The 19,602-nt window shown below is 73.1% G+C and carries 16 protein-coding genes and 1 pseudogene; 8 read left to right on the forward strand and 9 right to left on the reverse strand.

What is annotated here, in order from left to right; translation table 11 throughout:
- Positions 1 to 55 precede the first annotated feature (55 nt).
- Positions 56 to 682: a C39 family peptidase gene (locus ACFYXV_RS23550; protein WP_385469137.1), complete on the forward strand. Its 627-nt coding sequence runs from the start codon at positions 56 to 58 to the stop codon at positions 680 to 682.
- Between the two features lie 77 nt (positions 683 to 759).
- On the opposite strand, the gene ACFYXV_RS23555 is transcribed toward ACFYXV_RS23550, so the two are convergent.
- Positions 760 to 2,133 carry a M64 family metallopeptidase gene (locus ACFYXV_RS23555; protein WP_389383931.1) on the reverse strand — a complete coding sequence of 458 codons (1,374 nt, stop codon included), beginning with the start codon at positions 2,131 to 2,133 and terminating at the stop codon, positions 760 to 762.
- Between the two features lie 149 nt (positions 2,134 to 2,282).
- Between ACFYXV_RS23555 and ACFYXV_RS23560 the strand changes: the two genes are divergently transcribed.
- Positions 2,283 to 3,617, forward strand: coding sequence for a tetratricopeptide repeat protein (locus tag ACFYXV_RS23560; protein WP_389383932.1), 1,335 nt, complete (start codon positions 2,283 to 2,285; stop codon positions 3,615 to 3,617).
- A gap of 43 nt (positions 3,618 to 3,660) precedes the next feature.
- On the opposite strand, the gene ACFYXV_RS23565 is transcribed toward ACFYXV_RS23560, so the two are convergent.
- Entirely contained in the window at positions 3,661 to 5,196 is a 1,536-nt protein-coding gene (locus ACFYXV_RS23565) for an MFS transporter (protein ID WP_389383933.1), read from the reverse strand.
- A 215-nt stretch (positions 5,197 to 5,411) separates the two neighbouring features.
- Here ACFYXV_RS23565 and ACFYXV_RS23570 point away from each other — a divergent pair, with 215 nt between their 5' ends.
- Positions 5,412 to 5,573 carry a DUF6126 family protein gene (locus tag ACFYXV_RS23570; RefSeq protein WP_383498253.1) on the forward strand — a complete coding sequence of 54 codons (162 nt, stop codon included), beginning with the start codon at positions 5,412 to 5,414 and terminating at the stop codon, positions 5,571 to 5,573.
- 66 nt (positions 5,574 to 5,639) lie between these two features.
- Here the strand turns inward: ACFYXV_RS23570 and ACFYXV_RS23575 are convergent, their stop codons facing one another.
- Complete coding sequence (locus ACFYXV_RS23575) at positions 5,640 to 5,882, reverse strand: DUF6158 family protein (RefSeq protein WP_048478198.1); 243 nt, start codon at positions 5,880 to 5,882, stop codon at positions 5,640 to 5,642.
- A 119-nt stretch (positions 5,883 to 6,001) separates the two neighbouring features.
- Here ACFYXV_RS23575 and ACFYXV_RS23580 point away from each other — a divergent pair, with 119 nt between their 5' ends.
- The 3 genes and pseudogenes from ACFYXV_RS23580 to ACFYXV_RS23590 form a co-directional block, all read left to right on the forward strand.
- Complete coding sequence (locus ACFYXV_RS23580; protein ID WP_383356700.1) at positions 6,002 to 7,114, forward strand: M20 family metallopeptidase; 1,113 nt, start codon at positions 6,002 to 6,004, stop codon at positions 7,112 to 7,114.
- A 66-nt stretch (positions 7,115 to 7,180) separates the two neighbouring features.
- On the forward strand, positions 7,181 to 7,834 hold the full coding sequence (locus tag ACFYXV_RS23585) for a TetR/AcrR family transcriptional regulator (protein ID WP_389383934.1): 654 nt from the start codon (positions 7,181 to 7,183) through the stop codon (positions 7,832 to 7,834).
- Positions 7,835 to 7,881: 47 nt separating this feature from the next.
- A pseudogene (locus ACFYXV_RS23590) lies at positions 7,882 to 9,210 on the forward strand (MFS transporter); the annotation flags it as partial.
- Here ACFYXV_RS23590 and ACFYXV_RS23595 read toward each other — a convergent pair.
- Positions 9,145 to 10,053, reverse strand: coding sequence for a LysR substrate-binding domain-containing protein (locus ACFYXV_RS23595; RefSeq protein WP_389383935.1), 909 nt, complete (start codon positions 10,051 to 10,053; stop codon positions 9,145 to 9,147). The pseudogene ACFYXV_RS23590 and the gene ACFYXV_RS23595 overlap by 66 nt on opposite strands.
- A 195-nt stretch (positions 10,054 to 10,248) precedes the next feature.
- On the opposite strand from ACFYXV_RS23595, the gene ACFYXV_RS23600 reads away from it, so the two are divergent.
- Positions 10,249 to 10,869, forward strand: a complete 621-nt coding sequence (locus tag ACFYXV_RS23600; protein ID WP_389383936.1) for a DUF6817 domain-containing protein — start codon at positions 10,249 to 10,251, stop codon at positions 10,867 to 10,869.
- Positions 10,870 to 10,881: 12 nt separating this feature from the next.
- On the opposite strand, the gene ACFYXV_RS23605 is transcribed toward ACFYXV_RS23600, so the two are convergent.
- Positions 10,882 to 14,109, reverse strand: a complete 3,228-nt coding sequence (locus tag ACFYXV_RS23605; protein ID WP_389383937.1) for a TIM-barrel domain-containing protein — start codon at positions 14,107 to 14,109, stop codon at positions 10,882 to 10,884.
- A gap of 311 nt (positions 14,110 to 14,420) precedes the next feature.
- Between ACFYXV_RS23605 and ACFYXV_RS23610 the strand changes: the two genes are divergently transcribed.
- Positions 14,421 to 14,696, forward strand: a complete 276-nt coding sequence (locus ACFYXV_RS23610) for a hypothetical protein (protein WP_389383938.1) — start codon at positions 14,421 to 14,423, stop codon at positions 14,694 to 14,696.
- A gap of 28 nt (positions 14,697 to 14,724) precedes the next feature.
- On the opposite strand, the gene ACFYXV_RS23615 is transcribed toward ACFYXV_RS23610, so the two are convergent.
- The 4 genes from ACFYXV_RS23615 to ACFYXV_RS23630 form a co-directional block, all read right to left on the reverse strand.
- Positions 14,725 to 14,943 (reverse strand): hypothetical protein, encoded by a 219-nt coding sequence (locus ACFYXV_RS23615; protein ID WP_385469108.1) that lies wholly within the window; start codon positions 14,941 to 14,943, stop codon positions 14,725 to 14,727.
- A 219-nt stretch (positions 14,944 to 15,162) separates the two neighbouring features.
- Positions 15,163 to 16,953: an ABC transporter permease/substrate binding protein gene (locus ACFYXV_RS23620; protein WP_385469105.1), complete on the reverse strand. Its 1,791-nt coding sequence runs from the start codon at positions 16,951 to 16,953 to the stop codon at positions 15,163 to 15,165.
- Positions 16,953 to 18,014: a glycine betaine/L-proline ABC transporter ATP-binding protein gene (locus tag ACFYXV_RS23625; RefSeq protein ID WP_385469227.1), complete on the reverse strand. Its 1,062-nt coding sequence runs from the start codon at positions 18,012 to 18,014 to the stop codon at positions 16,953 to 16,955. The genes ACFYXV_RS23620 and ACFYXV_RS23625 overlap by 1 nt, the downstream gene beginning before the upstream one ends.
- Positions 18,015 to 18,231: 217 nt before the next feature.
- Positions 18,232 to 19,158, reverse strand: coding sequence for a SigB/SigF/SigG family RNA polymerase sigma factor (locus ACFYXV_RS23630; protein ID WP_385469103.1), 927 nt, complete (start codon positions 19,156 to 19,158; stop codon positions 18,232 to 18,234).
- Positions 19,159 to 19,602: the final 444 nt, after the last annotated feature.

Consider the following 19,602-nt stretch of genomic DNA (forward strand, 5'->3'; position numbering starts at 1 on the left):
CACCGGCACCGGCGCTCGTCATTCTGCTCTGCGGCATGGTCCAGACTGGGGCAGCATGATCCGTCCCCCGCACGTCCGCCCCGTCCCGTACCACTCCCAGTGGGAGTCCGCCGATCTCGTCCCCGAGTTCATCGCGGGCAGAAGCGCGGTCACCGATCCGCTGTGGCGGAGCTCGGGGGCCGACACCGTCGAGGAGTACGCCTTCTGGGCGCCCCGCATGTGCGGCGTCGCCTGCCTGCGCATGGCCCTCGATCACTGGGGCCTGCCCGTCCCGCCCTCCCTCCCGCTCCTGCGGGAGCTGCGCGACGCCGGGGCCTACGTCCGCGAGGGGGATGCCGTGCACGGCTTGATCCACCGCCCCTTCGCCGCGTACGTGGGCGCCCGGTACGGCATCCGCGCCGAGGCCGTCCCCGAGCTGCCGGCCGACCGGATCCGGGCCGTGCTGGCGGTCGGCGGTCTGGCGATGCTCTCGGTCCACAAGACCATCCGCACCCTCGACCCCGACCCGGCGGCCAAGGGCGGCCACCTGGTCCTGGCCGTCGCCGCCGACGACGACCACGTCATGATCAACAACCCGTCCGGCTTCCCCGGCCACTCCCAGCAGCACGCCCCCGTGCCCTGGGCGGCGCTCCCCCGCTTCTACGCCGCCCGCGGCATCCTCCTCGAACCGCCCGGCGCCTGAAGGGTGCGCCAGGGGGTGTCGTCGTGGTGGCTTCGTCCGCCCGTGCCGCCGGCCGGAAGGGACTTCGACGACACCGCCTAGAGGCGGACCGTCCAGTCCACCGTGGACTTCAGGGTGCGGGCGATCTTCGGGTCGCGGACCGAGGGGGTGCGGTCCTCGGCGGTGACCGACAGCTTGTGCGTGCGCAGGTCGAAGAGCCACAGCTCGGCGACGGCGACCTCGGTGCGGCCCGCGAACCGCTTCAGCTCCCGGCCGTCGAGGTACCAGCGGACCTCGGGCTGCCTGCCGTCCGCGCCGGCCAGCCGGGGTACGGAGACCTTCGCCGTGTTGCGCAGCCGCAGGGTGCGGCCGGTGGGGGTGAGCGGCGCGGCCGGCTTCGCGTGCGCGTAGAAGCCGGCGATCATCGCCTCGGTCCCGGGCAGGTTGAAGGGCTTGCCGAGCACCCGCATGATCGAGCCGTCGGTGGGCCGGTACAGGCCGGTGACGTAGTAGCCGCCGCCCTCGTACGCGCCGACCGTGCCGCCGTCGGGGGATTCGGCGCCGAGCCAGCGGTACCACTTGGCCCGTTCGGCGGCCATCCGGTCGGCGGGCAGCGTGGAGGTGTTGGAGTCGGCGGGCTCGGGGCCCTCGTACTTCTCGTAGCCGGGGGTGTCGGGGTAGAAGTACTCGTCCGCCAGCTTGCCCAGGGAGTGGCCGGTCTCGTGGATGGCGACCTGCCCGGACTTCGCGTTCCCCGCGGAGGCGGTCGATATCCCCTCGTAGCCGAGGGTGGCGCTGGGCTCGTTGTACCCGGCCCCGCCGTACTTGGCGCTGTTGGACAGGACCAGGACCAGGTCGGCCGCCGGCGCCTTCGCCACGTACGCGTCCACCTTCGGCTGGTCGATGCAGAGCAGCCGCTCGATGTCCTCGCACCAGAAGTACGAGCCGAGGGCGGTGTCGCGGACGGTGGCCGGGGTGGGGTCGCCGGAGACTCCGGAGTCGTGGGAGACGGCGTCGACCGTCCAGACGTTGAAGAGGTTCCGGTACGTGGAGTACGGCTCGACGGCGGTGATCTCGGCCCATTTGGCCCGGGCGTCGGCGTGGAAGCGGTCCTGCTCGGCGGCGGTGTACCCGTCGCCGACGACGACGATGTCGAGGCGGTCGGACGTCGGACCGTTGTCGACCATCTTGGTGACGTCGCCGTCGGCCGCCCGCTCGGCCTCGGAGAGCTGCGGGGCCTTCTTCGCCTTGCCGGCGGCGGGGACGCGGACGTGGCCGGAACCGGCGGCCGTGCCGTCCTCGGGCCCGGGAATCTCCACCTGGGTCCCGGCCCCGTTCCCGGTCCCGGCCTTCGCCGGTGGCGGTGGCGGTGCCGCGGCCGCCGTGCCGAGCGGGCCCGCGGCCAGCAGCAGGGCGGTCGTACAGGCCGCGGCGAGGGCGGCACGCAGCGTCAAGCGGAGGGACGCGTCCATGGAGTTCTCCCCGGGAAGCCGGAAGTCACCGGAAGTTAAACGGCGCGATAAGTGCGCTGAATCGGTTGCTTAAACTAGAGGGCGCACGGGAGGTGCGCAATGCCTGCCGCCCCTGCACCATGGGGAGTTGGAGCGACCAGGGGGTCTACATGGACGAACCGGCCGAGATCGGCCGCAGGGTTCAGCGCATGCGCGCCGAACGCGGTTTGACGCAGCGGGCGTTGGCGGAGCCCTCGTACACCTCCGCCTACATCTCGACCCTGGAGTCGGGCAAGGTCCGCCCCTCCGAAACGGCGCTGCGCTTCCTCGCCGGGCGGCTCGGCACCTCGTACGAGGAACTGGCCACCGGGCGCCCCGCCCATCTGGCCACCGAGCTGCGCCTGGCCCTCACCGACGCCCAGCAGACGCTGGCCACGGGGGCCGCCGCCGAGGCGGCCGTACGGTACCGGCGGCTGCTGGCGGAGGCGGAACGGCTCGGCCTCGACGCCGAGCGGGCCGAGGCCCTGCTGGGCCTGGGTGACTGCGCCCTGGAGGCGGGTGAACTGCCGGACGCCATCGGGCACTTCCAGGCGGCCGAGCGACTGCTGGCCGATGAGCCGCTGCCCCGCCGGGCCCGCCCGATCCGGGGCCGGGCCGTCGCGCACCTGCTCGCCGGGGAGCTCCGGTACGCCTGCTACCTGCTCGAATCGGCCATCGACGAGCTGAACGCGGGCGGGCTGGGTGATCCGGAGGCGCTGGTGCTGCTGTACGCCGCCGTGATCAGCCCGTACATCGACATGGGCGCCCACGCCAGGGCCGCGCACGCCGCCGAGCTGGCGCTGGCGCTGGCTCCGCAGGTGGCCGATCCGGCGCTGGTGGCGGGGATGCACCGGCAGGTCGCGCGCACCTTCCTCACCGCGGGGCGGCCCGCGGAGGCGGACGCCTCCCTCGCCAAGGCACAGGCGATCTACCAGCAGCTGCGGCTGCGGACGGATCTGGCGCACTGCCACTGGATGCGCGGCTACGTCCAGGCGCAGAACGGCGATCTGGTGGCGGCGGAGGCGGAGTTGCGCACGGCCCGCGACATGCTCGCCGCCCGGCGGGCCGCCCTCTACGCGGCGCAGGTCGAGGTGGAACTCGCCGACGTACTGCGCCGGCTGGGCCGCTGCGAGGAAGCCGCCGAGCTGCTGTCGGGGCTGCTGGAGCTGGGCGACAGCCACGGCGCCGTACACGCGGGCGGGGCCCACCGGCTGCTCGGGCTGATGGCGGAGGAGCGCGGGGAGACCGAGTCCGCCGAGGAGCACTACGTGCAGGCGCTGACCCTGCTGGAGCGCAGCGGGGCCGGCGGGGACCTGGCGGATCTGTGCAGGCTGCTGGGCGATCTGCTGCGGCGTACGGGCCGGACGGAGGCCGCGCTGGACGCGTACCGCACGGGGCTCGGGCACCGCGCGGCGCCGGGCACCACGACGCTGGGCCCGGCGCCCGCGTCGCCGCTGCGGCGGTGACGCCGTGATGCGGTGACGCGGGCGCCGGGCCCCGGTCTTCGTGTCAGTGGTTCTCGGTGGGCCTCAGGTCGCGCGGGATCATCGTCCAGGTGGTGGCCGCCGCAGCGACCGCGAGGAGGCCCGCGATGAGGAAGGCCGGGGTGATGGCGAGGGTGTAGGCCTGGGAGGCCGCCTCGATCAGGCCCTTGCCCAGGGCGCCGCCCAGCCGTTCGGCGATGTGGGCGGCTTCACCCACGGACTCGCGGACCGCCGCGGCGGTGGTGCCGTCCAGATCGAGGACCGGCAGGTTGCCCCGGTACAGGACGGCCGCGGTGCTGCCGAGGACGGCGACGCCCATGGCCGAACCCAGTTCGTAGCAGGTCTCCTCGATGGCGGCCGCGCTGGAGACCTCGTCCGCGGGAGCGGTCGAGATCAGCGTGACCGAGGCGACGGTGGTGGCGGTGCCGGCGCCCAGGCCCATGACGGTGAGGGCCGCGGCGAACGCCGGGTAGCCGAGCTCGGCGAACTGCTGGAGGGTCCAGGGCAGGGCCATGCCGACGGCCAGGAGCACCAGTCCGGCGCCCAGCACGTGCCGGATCGCGAAGCGCTGCATCAGGGTGGGGGCCACCATCGAGGCGCAGATCAGGGCGAGCGGGGCGGGCAGCAGGCGCAGGCCCGCTTCGAGCGGGGTGTAGCCCTGGCCGTACTGGAACCACTGGGTGACGAGGAAGAGGATCGCACCCATGCCCACCATGGGCAGGAAGATCGCGGTGGCGGCGACGCTGAAGGCGGGCTTCGTGAACAGCCGGACCTGGAGCAGCGGGTTGTCCAGGCGCAGCTGACGTCGTACGAAGACGGTCAGCGCGACGGCGGCGACGGCCAGCAGGGCCCACGGGAGCGGGTCGGCGATCCCGCTCTTGCCGAGCTGCTTGATGCCGCCCGCGAGGGCGAGCATGCCGACGATCGACTGGCCGACGCCCCACCAGTCCCAGCGGCCGCCGCTGCGCGGGGAGCGGGATTCGGGGAGGTAGCGCAGGCCGGCCGCGACGATGACGGCGGCGACGGGGAGGTTCAGGAGGAAGGCGGAGTGCCAGCCGTGGTCCTGGACGAGGAGTCCGCCGACGACCGGGCCGAAGGCCATGCCGCCGCCGAATACGGCGGCCCAGACGGCGAGCGCGAAGGCCCGCTCCTTGGCGTCGGTGAACACGCTGCGCAGGATCGACAGGGTGGACGGCATGATCGCCGCGCCGCCGACGCCGAGGAGGGCGCGGGCCGCGATCACGTGCCAGGCCTCGGTGGAGAAGACGGCGATGAGGGAGGCGGCGGAGAAGATCACGAAGCCGGCCATGAGCAGCCGCTTGCGGCCCCAGCGGTCACCGAGGGCGCCGGCGGTGACGAGCAGGCCGGACAGGGCGAGCGCGTAGACGTCGATGATCCACAGCTGCTGCACGGCGCCGGGCTGGAGATCACCGACGAGGGAGGGGAAGGCCACGTTGAGGATCGTGGTGTCCATGGAGATCAGCAGCAGGCTGCCGGAGAGGATCGCGAGGACGATCCAGCGGCGCGGGTCGAGTGGAGCGGCGGGGCGGCGGGCGTGCATGGGGTTCCGTTCGGGTGAGCGGGCGGGGAGGCCCACCGCGCCTTACCGCGATGAGCCTCCTTCGCCTCGAATGATACATCAACGTCTCATTCGAGGCGATGAGGTCTCAAACCGAGGGCACACCCGTACGCTGTTCTGCGGCCGTGCACCCGTGTCCGGCCGCCCGGGGCGTCGCCCGCCGGCCCCGCCCGCATTCGAAAGACGGAGATCCGCCCGTGCCGGACAAGACCGAGGATCCCGCCTCCGCGGCGGCGCGGCACGAGAAGTGGAAGGAGAAGGGCGTCGCCCTGCGCGCGTTCTTCTACATCTTCGGCACGCACGTGTTCGCCGGGTTCGTCTGGCTGCTGTTCTACCTGGGCGAGCACGCCCAGAAGTGAGACCCGCGAGGACCGCGAGTCCGGACGCCGACGGCGCGGCACGCGCCGCTCGGCAGGTGGCGCCGCTCAGCCCTCGCCGGTCCGGGCGCGGGCGCCCGACCGGGTCCGCCCCGGCGTCTGGGCGCGCTGCGGGTGACGGCGCACGTACTCGTGCTCCAGCTCGTTCATCCGCTGCGTGTGGGTGACCAGCGCCTCGTCCGACCCGTAGAGCAAGGTCTCGTGGCGGGTCCGGTGGATGGCCTCCAGCTCCTTGAGCAGCTTGCCATCCTCCAGGTTCGCCGCCGAGGGACCGCCGTCATGCTCCGCCATGGCCCGTGCACCTCCTTCCCTCCATCATCCCCTCGGATGCCCCTTTCGTCCCGGCCACACTTGATTCAGCCACCCTTCCCGCGCACTTTGCGCCGTGGCGCTGCGGCTACCCTTGCGCCATGACGATGCGTGCGGTTGTCCATGTGAATGTGGACGCGATGATCGAGGACCTCAGGACACTCGTCGAAATCGAGTCCCCCTCGCGGGACCTCGACGCCCTGGGGGTATCGGCCAAAACCGTCGCCGCCGTCATCGAGAACCGCCTCGGCGGGGAGGCCGTCCTCATCGAGAGCGAGACCGGACCGCACGTCCACTGGTCGGGCGGCGGCGAACCGCGGGTGCTGATCCTCGGCCACCACGACACGGTGTTCCCTCTCGGCACCCTCGAACGCCGACCGTTCGCCGTCGAGGACGGCCGCGTGACCGGCCCCGGCGTCTTCGACATGCTCGGCGGCCTGGTCCAGGCCGTCCACGGACTCGCGCTGCTCGACGACCTGTCGGGCGTCGAGATCCTGGTGACGGCCGACGAGGAGATCGGCTCCCCCTCCTCCCGGGCCCTCATCGAGGAACGCGCCCTGGCCTGCGGCGCGGCCCTGGTGTTCGAAGGCGCTGCCGACGGCGGCGCCCTGAAGACCGGGCGCAAGGGCTGCGGCTCGTTCCACGTCTCCGTCGCGGGCCGGGCCTCGCACGCGGGTCTGGAGCCCGAGGCCGGGGTGAACGCCCTGATCGAGGCGGCGCACCTCGTACTGGACATCGCCGCGCTCGGCCGGCCCGAGATCGGCACCACCGTGACCCCGACGGTCGCGTCCGCGGGAGGCGTGGACAACGTCGTGCCCGCCGAGGCGACCGTGACCGCCGACGTGCGGGTCGAGTCCGCCCGCGAACAGGCGCGCATCGAGTCCGCGTTCGCCGCGCTCGCCCCGCACCTCGAAGACGCGGAGATCTCGGTCCACGGGTCCATCGGCCGGCCCCCGATGCCGGAGTCGGCGTCCGCCGACCTCTTCGCCGTCGCCCAGCGGCTGCTCCCCGGCCTCGAAGGCCGGTCGGTCGGCGGCGGCAGCGACGGCAACTTCACGGCGGCGCTGGGAGTGCCGACCCTCGACGGCCTGGGTGCGGTCGGCGGCGGCGCGCACGCCGACCACGAGTACGTGGTCGTCGAGGCCATGGCCGAGCGGGCGAACCTCGTCGCCGGACTGGTGCGGGCCATCCGGGACATGCACGCGGACGCGTAGCTTCTGGGCGGACGGCGCCCGCCAGGCCGAGTAGACAGTGTCTACTCGGCCTGGTAGACACTGTCCATGGACCCCCACCACCCGCTCAGGGAACGATTGATCGACGTCGGCGTCGACCTCGTGCTGTCCGAGGGCACCGCCGCCCTCGGCCTGCGCGAGATCGCCCGCCGCGCCGGGGTGTCGCACGGCGCTCCCCGGCGCCACTTCCCCACCCACCACTCCCTGCTCTCGGCGATCGCCCGGCGCGGATTCGCCGACCTCGGCGACCGCTTCGCGCAGGCGACCGCCCGCGCCTCCTCGCCGCGCGAACAGGTGCGGGCGCTCGGGTGCGCGTACGTCGGCTACGCGCTGGAGAACCGCAGGATGTTCGAGCTGATGTTCCGCCACGACCTGCTCGACAGCGAGGGCCGCGAAGACGCGGGGGAGGAGAGCGGCGGGCCGGGGGCCACCCCGGAGGAGGGCGCGGAGCGGCAGCCACGACTGCGCGAGTCCACGATCCCCCTCTTCCGCCTCCTCGCCGGCCTCGTGTCCCGCTGCCGGTCCGACGAGGACCCCGAGGTCACCGCCGCCGCCCTGTGGGCCAGCCTGCACGGCGTCGCCCAGCTGTGGGCCTGGGGCAGCCTGCCCCTGGTCCTCGGCGAAGCGTCCGGTCCCGGAGCCGGCGTCGAACGGCTCGTCGACGCCGCCCTCGACGCCCACCTCGGGCCGGACCGCCCGTGACCCGCACGCGGCGGCGGATCGCGCTGCTCGTCAGCGTCGGCGGCGCGATGCTCGTCGCCCTCGACGGCACCGTCCTCAGCGTGGCGCAGCCCAGCCTGCGCCACGACCTCGGGGCGAGCGTGGCCCAGGTCCAGTGGACCAGCACCGCCTATCTCCTCGCCGTGGCCGCCCTCCTCGTCACGGCCGGCCGCCTCGGTGACCGGTACGGGCATCCGCGGCTGCTCCTCACCGGCGTGCTCGGCTTCGCCGCGGCCTCCGCCGGGATCGCGCTCGCGCCGGGGGTCGGCTGGGTCATCGCCCTGCGTGCCGCCCAGGGGGTGTTCGGGGCCCTGCTGCAACCGGCGACCCTCGCGCTGCTGCGCCTCGCGTACCCGGCCGACCGGCTCTCCACCCCGGTGGCGGTGCGCACCAGTGCCATCGGCGCGGCCGCCGCGGCCGGTCCGCTGCTCGGGGGCGTGCTGGTCACGCACGCGGGCTGGCGTTCCGTGTTCGTGCTGAACGTGCCGATCGCCCTCGTGATCGCCGCGCTCGTCCTCGCCGTACGCCTGCCCGCGCCGGACCGGCCCGGACCGGACGGCCCCGGACCGGACCGGCCCGCGCTGACCGGCGCGGCGCTGCTGGCCGGGGCCCTCGCCGTACTCGTGCACGCGCTGGCCGGCGTACCCGCCCACGGCTGGACCGCGCCGCCGACGCTGCTCGGGCTCGGCGGGGCCGCCGCCCTCGCGGCCGTGCTCGTACGGTACGAACGGCGGGCCGCGCAGCCCCTCGTACCGGCGGCCGTGGCGCGGTGCCGGCCGGTCACAGCCTCGATGGCCCTGCTGCTGGCGGTGTCCGCCGGAATGTTCGGGGCCCTGTTCGCGACCACCTTCCTGCTCCAGGACGTACGGGGGCAGGGCCCGCTCGCCACCGGACTGCTGGTGCTCCCGCTGACCGGCTGCATGATCGCGGGCGCGCCGCCGGCGGGCCTGGCGCTGCGCCGGTACGGGCCGCGCCGGACCGCGCTCACCGGCACGGGGCTGGTGGTCCTCGGGGTCGCCGGGCTCGGTGTGGCGGAGGGCCCGGCGGTCATGGCGGCCTTCGCGGTGCTCGGCGCCGGGTTCGCCGCGGTCATGGTGACCGCCACCGGCACGGTGGTCGGGGACGCCCCGGCCGGATGTGCCGGGGTCGTCGGCGGGCTCAAGCAGACGGCGATGAACGTCGGTCCGACCCTGGGCATCGCCGTCGCGGCGGGCGGGGGCGCGGGGGCCGGGACGGCTCCGACCGCGCTGTTCGCCCTGGCGGCGCTGGCGGCCCTGGGGCTGCTGCCCGCCTCACTGCTGCCGCGCGGCGCGGGCCGTGCAGCTGCGGGCGACGTCGTCGGCGAAGACCCGGGCCAGCGGGGACAGGGCCGCCCAGCGGCGGACCGCCCAGCCGACCGCGAGCGGTGGCAGGGCGGGGACCGGGACGAGGCGCAGCGGGCCCTCTGAACCGGGGACCCGCCAGCCGGGCAGGGCGGGCACGACGGCGTGCCCGAGGCCCAGTTCGGCCAGCAGCAGGGCGGTGTCCCAGTCGGCCACGCTGGTGTCGGACCGTATCCGGATGCCGGATTCCGCGAAGGCGGCGTCGAGGTGGGCGCGGGACGCGGAGTTCTCCGGGAGGCGGATGTGGCGGATGCCGGTGAGGTCGGCCGGTTCGATGCGGGGCCGGGCGGCGAGGGGGTCGCCGGCGCAGACCGCGAGCACCCAGGGCAGCTCCATCACCGGGCGCTGCTCGATGCCGCGCACGGGCCGGCCGATGGTGATCCATGCGAGGTCCAGGTCGTCGGCGGCGAGGGCGTCGAAGCAGCTGCGGCTGGAGTTCTCGGTCTGGAACTCCAGGCTGACCTGCGGGTGGCGGCGCCGGAAGTCGACGACGGCCTCCGACATGAAGTGCCGTACGGTCGTCGCGCCCGTGGTGATGCGCACCGATCCGCTGTCCCCGCGCACGAGTTCGTCGACGCGGCGCAGGGCGCCGTCGAGGCCGGCGATGCCGTCGGCGGCCGCCGTCTGGAGGATGCGCCCGGCCTCGGTGGGGACGACGCCGCGGGCGTGGCGTTCCAGCAGTTCCGTGCCCGTCCGCTTTTCGAGGCGGCGCACGTGCTGGCTGACCGCGGACTGCGTACAGCCGAGGTCGCGGGCGACGGCGCTGAGACTGCCGGCCCGGCACACGGCCACGAACACGCGGAGGTCGTCGAGGGTCACGGGGTGCAGATTACTCCGAGTCAGAGCTTGGGTCTTGATAGGGAATCAGAGGATTGACTTGGGTCTGGAGGTGGACAACGATCCATGCAGGGCCCAGGGCGGCAACCCGTCCGCGCCCGCGCCACGGTCCGGACCCCGGCGCGGGCGCGGACGGGTGTCGACCCACCCGTCTCATCCGGGCACGCGGAGAGGACCATGCCCATGCCGGCACCGACACGGGACGAGCGCCGGGAGGCGCGCGCCCTCGCACTGCTGCGGGAACTGGGCGCCGGGAACGTGGAACACCCCGGCGGCACCCTGTCGGCGCATCTGGAACGCGTGCACGCGCGGCTCGGGGCGTGGGGAGCCCGGCCCGCGCTGCGGCTCGCCGGCCTGTGCCACGCCCTCTACGGGACGGACGGCTTCGCCACCGCCCTGCTGCCGGCCGGCCGGCGGGCCGAACTGGCGGCGGTGATCGGTGCGGAGGCCGAGGAGATCGTCCACTTCTACGCCCGATGTGACCGCGCGGCCTCCTGTCCGACGCTCGCCGCCGATGACCCGGCCGGCGCGGACGCCGCCGACAACGAGGCGGTGTCGTCGGTGGCGCCCGCGTTCCGCGACCGGTTCACCGGTCGGGTCCACTCCCCCGACCGGCAGACCCTGCGCGACTTCGCCGAGCTGTCCGCGGCGAACGAGCTCGACCTCGCCGTGGTCGACCCGGCGTTCCGCGCGGCCCACGGTCCGGGCCTGCTCGCCCTGTTCACGCGGCTGCGCGGGCTGCTCTCCGAGCCGGCCTGGCGGGACTGCCGGGCCGTGCTCGGAGGCGGCCCGTCCTGACGGCGGCCTCCCTCAGGGAGTGAAGCCCCAGCGCTGCGCGGGGCTGCCGTCGCAGGCCGCGCGGGTGAGCTTCGTGCCGTTGGCCGTGGCCGCGCCGACGGTTGCCAGGCACTGTCCGAGCGTACGGAGGCTGCCGTCCGGGCCCTGCTGCCAGCGCTGCCCGGCGGCCGCGCCGCACGTCTGGACGGTGACCGAGGTGGCACCCGTACCGTCGAGGCAGATCCCGCCGAGGCCAGTGACCCGGCTGTCGGCCGTCAGGCTCCAGCGCTGGTTGGGGCCGCCGTGGCAGGAGTACAGGGTGGGTTCGGTGCCGGGTATGGTGGCGCTGTGCGGCAGATCCGCGCACCGGGCGGAGGCGGCCTGGACGAGGGTGGCGTCGGCCGGGAGCGGCGCGGCGCGTCCGGTCAGCCCGATCTCGGCGGCGCTGGTCCAGGGCCCCCGGCCGCCGGCTTCGGTCAGGGCGCGCAGGCGCAGGTAGCGGCCCGTCTTCGCGGCCAGGGAGACGGACTTGGCGCCGGCGGTGTCGGCGAAGGTGCCGGTCGCCACGGGTGGCCCCCAGTCGGTGGTGCTGTCCGAGACGTACACCTCGTAGCCGCCGATCCGGCCGTTGACACCGCCGTCCTGGCGGGGCAGGTAGCCGAGGCCGTCGACCGCGTAGCGGGCTCCCAGGTCGATGCGGATCTCGTGCGGCAGCGCCGCCGGGGTGCCCGAGGACCAGGCCGTGTGCCAGAGCGTGGCCGGGTTGCCGTCGAAGGCGTTCTCGGCCGTGCCGTTCTCGGCGGCGGTCTCCTGGCTGTCGGCGGAGACGAGGGTCCACGCCGACTGCGGGACGGGGGCGGAGGTCGCCGGGATCGGGTCGGCCGCCGGGACGGAGGTGCCGGTGACCGTGACGTCGAACGCGGCCGATTTCGTACCCGACTTGACCCACAGGACGCCGGCGCGGTCGGCGGGGTCGAAGAACCACCCGGTGGCGGCCGCGTCGTAGGCGGCCTTGGAGGTCTGGCGGGCCAGGGCTGCGCCGTCGGCCGCGACCGTGCCCGGGGCGGAGGCCACGTGGAGGCTGAACTCGTAGCCGCGGGCGGCCGGTTTGCCGGCGTAGCTGCCGGTCGGGGCGCCGACGGAGACGGTGACCGTGCCGGAGCCGGCGGCCGGGGCCCTGACGTCCACCTGCTGGCGGGCGTACGCGCCGGACTGGTGGGCGCGGGTGATCCCGTCGTCCTCGTAGAGGCTGAAGGAGGAGTTCCCGCGCGGGTGGATGTCGTAGGTGAGGGTGGAGACGGGCTTCTCGCCCGTGTGGTTCATCTGCGGCCACATCGGCACGATCGCGCCGCCCTTGACGAACAGGGGCAGGGTGTCGAGCGGTGCCTGGTAGCCGTTCAGCCAGCCGGGCCCCGCGTACGTCTTCCCGCTCCAGTAGTCCGTCCAGGTCCCGGCGGGCAGGTAGATGCCGTCGCGGACGGCGGTGTCGGAGACGACCGGGGCGACGAGGAAGGAATCACCGGCCATGAACTCGCCGCTCGTCAGGTTGCCGCGGGCCACCGGGTCGTCCGGGTACTCCAGGACCAGGGCGCGGGTGCTCGGCACACCGCTCTCGTGCGCGGTGCGGCTCATGGTGTACAGGTACGGCATCAGCCGCATCTTGAGCTGGAGGTACTTGCGGTTGATGGAGAGGTACGGCTCGGCGAAGCGCCAGGGCTGCTTGTCCTGGTAGCCGGCGGACGGGTTGGCCGCGCCCCAGCCCGACATGGTCATGAAGGCGGGGGTGAAGGCCTTCCACTGGAGGTCGCGGGCATAGGTCTTGGGGCTGCCGCCGAAGATGCCGTCGACGTCGCCGGAGGCGTAGTTGAGGGCGGACAGGCCCGCGCCGGCGATGGCGGGGACGTGCCAGCGCATGTCGTCCCAGGTGCCGTTGGTGTCGCCGGTCCAGACGACGGCGTTGCGCTGGGTGCCGGCCCATCCGTCGACGGTCCAGACGTAGCGGCGGGCGTCGGAGTTCTTCTCGATGCCGTCGACGGCCTGCTGGACGCCGCTGAAGGCGCTCTTGTAGCCGCCGCCGATCCAGGCCACGTCCGTCTTCACGCCGCGGGTGCCGGCCGTGCCCACCTCGTCGGCGATGGAGCCGAGGCCCGTGGAGGTCCACAGTCCGGTCTGGAAGCCCTTGGCCTTCAGGGCGTCCACCGTCGATTTGAGCGGGGCGGTGTAGCCGCAGCCGTAACCGTCGTTGGGGAGGAACCAGCCCGAGGGCATGTCGGCGGCGCGGGCGTCGGTGGCGTATCCGACCACGTCGGGGGTGGTCTGGTGGCGCAGGCGGTTGTGGTCGCCCTGGTATGCGGGGTTGGAGGCGTTGAAACAGTCGGCGTTGCCCAGTTCCATGCCCCACATCGGTGCCAGGAACGGCTTGCCGCTCACATCGGTGTAGGCGTCGAGTACGGACTTCAGCGAATCGCCGGTGAAGTACCAGGCGTCGAAGCGCTTCTCGTCGTGGGTGAGGGTGGTGGGGGCGTTGAAACCGTAGGAGCCGGGGGCCCACGTGTTGCGCATGACGCCGTAGCCGTTGGTGGACATGTAGAAGGGGGCCGGGCTGGCGTTGTCGTTCTCGCGCCACTTGTTGTCGACGGCGACGGGGACGGTCTTGTCGCGCAGCGCCCATTCGCCGAGGCGCAGGCCGGTTCCGTAGAACTGCTCTTCGGCTCCGCGCGCCAGGTACTGGGTGGTCTGGGTTCCGGTCCAGGAGGTGGGCTGGGTCTCCTGCCAGACCAGGGTGGCGTTGTCGGCACGGTAGACGGAGAACTGGAGGGGGCTCTTGTTGACGCGGATGTTCAGGGTGCCGGTGGTGATGCGGTAGTACGCGCCCGCGTCGCTGGAGGAGGCGTCGACGGAGCCGAAGTCGGTGGTCGGGGCGAGGTCGGAGCCGGCCGGGTCGTTGGTGAAGGCCCCGTCGGGCGAGAGCCAGAGCCGGAAGATGTCTGCGCGGGCGATGACGATACGGGCCTTCGCTCCGGCGGAGGTGCTGACGGTGAAGGTGTTTCCGGACCGGGTGAGGCCGGTGGCGTTGCCCGCCGTCGCGGGAGCGGGAGCCGCGGCGGCCGGTGAGGTCATCGGCCCGGCGGCGGCCAGGCCGGCGACGGCGAGGGCCCCGGCGAGCAGCGCGGCGAGGGGGGCTCGCCGCCGCTCGGGCTTCTTGCGCATGCGGGCGGGGGTGCGCCTGTGCGTGCGCCTGGGGATGCGGATGAGTCTCATGGGGCAGCTCCTCGTGCGGTCCGGATTGCGGACACACCGCTTTGGCATGCGCCTGGCAAGATAGCGGCCCACGGAGATCACTTGAAGGATGCTGCGCGAAATCGTCTCCAATCAAGCATCTTTGAACATGCATCAGCTGGATCGCGCACCGCCGACGGCGTGCCGATTCTGCGGTGAACGGAGCCGTCCGATCGGGTGACCGTACGGCCGGCGCCCTTCCGGCGGGACGGGCCGGACCGCTGCCCAGGGGCTGTCGTCAAAGTCCCTTGCGGTCGGCGGGCGTTGTCAGACCCCCGGGCGACGATCGGGACATGACGATCACCAACGCCGATGCGGCCGGTTCCGCCCTCACCGCGCGCGATGAGTACGCCGACGCGATCGGGGCGGCCATCCGGGCCGCCGCCGCGTACTACGGCTCCGGCGACTCCCCGCTCGACGACGCCTCGTTCGACCTGCTCGTCTCCCTGGTACAGGCCTACGAGGAGCGGTACCCGGAGCACACGGACGCGGCCTCGCCGACCGGGAGGGCGGCCGGGGACGCGGCGCCGGCCGGGGAGGCGGAGCACACGGCGGCGAAGCGCCGCTGACGACGGCCCGCTGCACCGGCGGTGCGGCCTACGACGGTGGTGGGGTGACGGTCAGGACGGGTGGGGCCGGGGAGGCGTACCGGTGGCCGCAGGGGTCGAAGACCAGCCGCACCGGCCGGCCCGGGCACTGACGCCAGGAGATCCGCTCCGGCGGGCTCCCGCACACCGGGCAGCGCGGCAGCGGACCCGGCTCCGCCGGGGCCTCGGGGGCGGCCACGAGCCGGGGCACGGTGTGCGGATCGCGCATGGGGGCTCCCTGGTCCGGCGGTGCTGTTCCAGGCACTGTGCCACGGCCGCCCCCTCCGGGGCACGGGGCAGATCATCCAGGATCTCGGCAGGTCAGAGGTGCGTTCCCGGACCTGCGGCGGTGCACGTGCCCGGGGCGCGGACACGGACGAAGACGCCGGCGGGCCGGTGGAGCGTGCTTCTCCACCGGCCCGCCGGCGCCTTCACCTCCGCACCGCGGTCAGGCCGCTTTCGCGACCTCCGGGTGCTCCTGGAGCCAGGTGCGGACGGCCTGTTGCTCCTTGCCCTTGCCCGCGTCCTGGATCTTCGCCTCCAGGCCGGTCAGCTGGGCCTCGGTCAGCTTGAACGAGCGGAGCCAGGAAGCCACTTCCGGCTCGTCCGCGGCGAAGCCCTTGCGGGCCAGGGTGTGGATGCCGTCGCCCTTGCCCCACGCGCCCTTGGGGTCCTCCAGCTTCTTCAGGTCGTACGAGGCGTACGCCCAGTGCGGCGACCAGAGCACGACCGCGACCGGCTCCTGCTTCTGGTAGGCCCGCTTCAGCTCGGCGAGCATGCCGGGGGTCGATCCGTCGACGACCTGGTACTCGCCGTCGAGGCCGTACTCCTTGAGCAGCTTGCCCTTCAGGATCCCCATCGCGCCCGCGCTGGGCTCGATGCCGATGATCCTGCCCTTGAACCGGTCGCCCTTGCCCTTGAGGTCGGCGAGGGAGGTGACGTCCTTCATGTACGAGGGGACGGTCAGCTCGATGGACGTCGGGCCGTACCAGGAACCCAGATCGTCCAGCTTGTTCCCGTACTTCTCCCAGTACTGGGCCTGTGTGACCGGCAGCCAGGCGTCGGTCTGGAAGTCGACCTGGCCGCCCGCCAGCCCGGTGAACAGGGCGCCGAGCTCCAGCTGCTTGGCCTCCACCTGGAAGCCGCGGCGCTCCAGGAGCTCCTTCCACAGGTAGGTCGAGGCGATGCCCTCGTCCCACGGGATGTAGCCGATGCTGATCTTGCGTCCCTTGCCGATCGCGTCGGGCCCGGCGGCGGCCGGCTGTCCGGAGCCGCCGAAGGTGTTCAGGCCGCCCGCGACGAGCGCGAGGACCACGGCGCCGGTGACGGCGTAGGCGGGCTGGGGCCGGTGGTTCCACACCTTGGCCGCGCCGCTCGCGGCGGCCCGCGCCTTGGCGAGGGTGCGCCGGCCGAGCGGGGAGACCTGACGGCCCAGCGCCCCGGTCATCCGGTCCAGGTACATGGCGAGGATGACGATGGAGATGCCCGCCTCGAAGCCGAGGCCGATGTCGACGTTGCCGATGGCCTTGTAGACGGCTCCGCCGAGCCCGCCGCCGCCGACCATGCCCGCGATGACGACCATGGACAGGCCCAGCATGATGACCTGGTTGATGCCCGCCATGATGGTGGGCAGGGCCAGCGGCAGCTGGACGCGTACGAGGGTGTCGCGCGGGGTGGTCCCGAAGGCGTCTGCGGCCTCGACCAGTTCCGCGTCGACCTGGCGGATGCCGAGCTCGGTCATCCGTACGCCGGGCGGCAGCGCGAAGATGATGGTCGCGATGATGCCGGGCACCACGCCCACGCCGAAGAAGATGATGCCGGGGATCAGGTAGACCATGGCCGGCATGGTCTGCATGAAGTCCAGGACGGGCCGCAGGACGGCGCTGACCCGGTCGGAGCGGGATGCCCAGATGCCGAGCGGGACCGCGATCACCAGGGTGACCAGGGTCGCGACGAGGACCAGCGAGAGCGTGGACATCGCGTCGCCCCACAGGTCGACGGAGTCGACGAGTGCGAAGCCGGCGAAGGCGAGGAGGCCGGCGAGCAGCCCGCGCAGCCACCAGGCGGCGACGGCGAGGATGCCGGCGAAGAGCAGTGGGGCGGGCGCGTCGAGCACGGCGTGGATGGCGTCGTACAGGCCGGTGACGAGCGCGCTGATGGCGTCGAACAGCCAGGACAGGTGGCGCTGGAGGAAGTCGACGCCGCTGTCGACCCAGGCGCCGAGGTGCAGGCGGGGCATCAGGCGGCCACCTCCGCGCAGCGGACCGGGGCGCGCTGTTCGTCGCCGATGAAGGCGACGAGGCGGTCCTGCGGTACGGAGCCCACGACGACCCCGGCGCCGTCGGTGACGGCGACGGCGTGCGGGACGCGGGCGCTGACGGCGCACAGGTCGGCGATCGGGGTGTCGGCGGTGACGCTGGGACAGCCGCACGCACAGCTTCCGGCGACCGGGTCCGTCATCACGGCGTCGGCCGTGAGCACGCGCGAGCGGTCGACGTCCTGGATGAAGGAGGCGACGTAGTCGTCGGCGGGGCGGGTGAGGATGTCCTCGGCGGTGCCCTGCTGGACGACGCGGCCGTCGCGCATGACGGCGATGCCGTCGCCCAGGCGCATGGCCTCGTTGAGGTCGTGCGTGATGAACACGATGGTCTTCTTGAGCCGCTGCTGGAGCTCCAGCAGCTGGTCCTGCATGTCGCGGCGGATGAGCGGGTCCAGCGCGCTGAAGGACTCGTCCATCAGGAGCAGGTCGGCGTCGGTGGCCAGGGCGCGGGCGAGGCCCACGCGCTGCTGCATGCCGCCGGACAGCTCGTCGGGCCAGGAGGTCTCCCAGCCGGCGAGCCCGCACAGCTCCAGCGCCTCGGCGGCTCGGCGCAGCCGCTCGTCGCGGGCGACGCCCTGCACCTCCAGCCCGTAGGCGGCGTTCTCCAGCACGCTGCGGTGCGGGAAGAGCGCGAAGTGCTGGAACACCATGCTGATCTTGGTGGAGCGGACGTGGCGCAGCTCACGCCGGGAGAGGGTCGTGAGGTCCTGGCCGTCGAAGAGGATGCGCCCCTCGGTGGGTGCGAGCAGTCCGTTCAGCATGCGCAGCAGCGTGGACTTGCCGGACCCCGACAGACCCATGACGACGAAGATCTCGCCGGGCTCGACGCGGAATGAGGCGTCGATCACAGCGGCCGTCGTACCGTCGGCGCGCAGCTCGTCGCGGCTCGCGCCGGCTCGGAGCGCGCGGACCGCGGCTGCGGCGTCGCCGGGTCGTCTTCCGAACACCTTGTAGACGTGTTCGGCCTGGAGCGTGGACACATACACCTCGCGGGTCGTACCGGGAACGGCCTGTGCCCGGCCACGAGGGCCGGGCACAGGCCGTGGAGCGGTACGGGATCCGCCCGCACCCGCGCCGGCCGTGTGACAACCGGCGGAAGGGTCCGCTCCGGATCCGCGGGTGCCCAGGCTCATCCGGGGTAAACGCCGAGGTGATCCACCTCACGCCGGAACCCCGGGGCGATGGTGGTGCCGGGACCTAGGAGGTCTCGGATCCGGGGTCCTCCAGCATGGAGGCGCGCAGGTGGGCGAGGACGCGGCCCAGCACCCGGGAGACCTGCATCTGCGAGATGCCGAGCGCCGCGCCGATCTGCGCCTGGGTGAGCTCCTCACCGAAGCGCATCCGCAGCATCCGGCGCTCGCGCTCCGAGAGCTGTTCCAGCAGCGGCGCGAGGGTCTGGATGTCCTCGACGCGCTCCAGGGCCGGCTCCTCCTCGCCCATGACGTCGGCGAGGGTGTGGCCGTCGGCCGAGCCGTCGGAGCCCTCGGCGTGCCCGGAGTGCGGGGCGTCCAGGGAGCCGGTGGTGTGGCCGTTGGCGGCGACGAGACCCTCTATGACGTCCTCCTCCGCGAGGCCGAGGTGGCCGGCGAGGTCGGCGACAGTGGGCGAACGGTCGAGCGTGGTGGTCAGCTCCTCCTTCGCCTTGGCGATGTCGAGGCGGAGCTCCTGGAGGCGGCGCGGGACGCGCACGGCCCAGGAGGTGTCGCGGAAGTGCCGCTTGATCTCGCCTGTGATGTACGGCATGGCGAGGGTGGCGAATTCGTTCTCGCGGGCCGGGTCGAACCGGTCGATCGCCTTGATCAGGCCGATGGTGCCGACCTGGACGATGTCCTCGATGTCTCCTCCGTCACCCCGGCCGCGGAAACGGCGGACGGCGTACTGGACGAGTGAGGCGTTCATCTCTATGAGCGCGTTGCGGACGTACTGGTGTTCCGGCGTACCCGAGGGCAGTTCGCTCAGCCGCCGGAAGAACACCCGTGACAGCTCCCTCGCATCGGAGGGGGCCACCTCCCTGGGCTCCTCGATCCGCGGCAGGTCCGCTATCCGGGCGGCCTGGATGCCGCGGCGCGGACGGGGGACGACTGCGTTGGTTTCGGAAGTGGAGGACGGGGCATGGGCGGGCATGGGGTTCGCTCCTTGGGCTTGTCGGCTTGCGGCGCGGGACCTTGACTGCCGTCGATGGTGGTCTCTTTCAGCTTGAACGTCAAGAATTGCCGGAAATGCGGCCGTCCGCTTACACGCGCGCACGCGCGCGACCGGCGACTCCGGTTCCTCTTGTTTCCCCCCTCTTTCCTCCTGGGCGCTCGGACTTGTGCGGGCCCTTGCCGCGCCTCACTCTGAGCGCACGACTCAAGGGGGGTTCGGCCCGGATGTTCAAGACATGGCACGGATCACATCCATTACGCAGGTCACGCGCATTGCGCAGATCACACGCATTACATAGGTCACACGGATCGCGTGGATCACATGGGACCCGCGGATTACGGCAGTTCGGATGGCGGCGGTGCGGGGCCGCCCTCTCCCTCGCCTCGGCGCTCGCCCTCGGCGCGCACACCGGGGCATCGGCCG

The organism is Streptomyces sp. NPDC002181 (genome assembly GCF_042890485.1).
Taxonomy (GTDB): Bacteria; Actinomycetota; Actinomycetes; order Streptomycetales; family Streptomycetaceae; genus Streptomyces.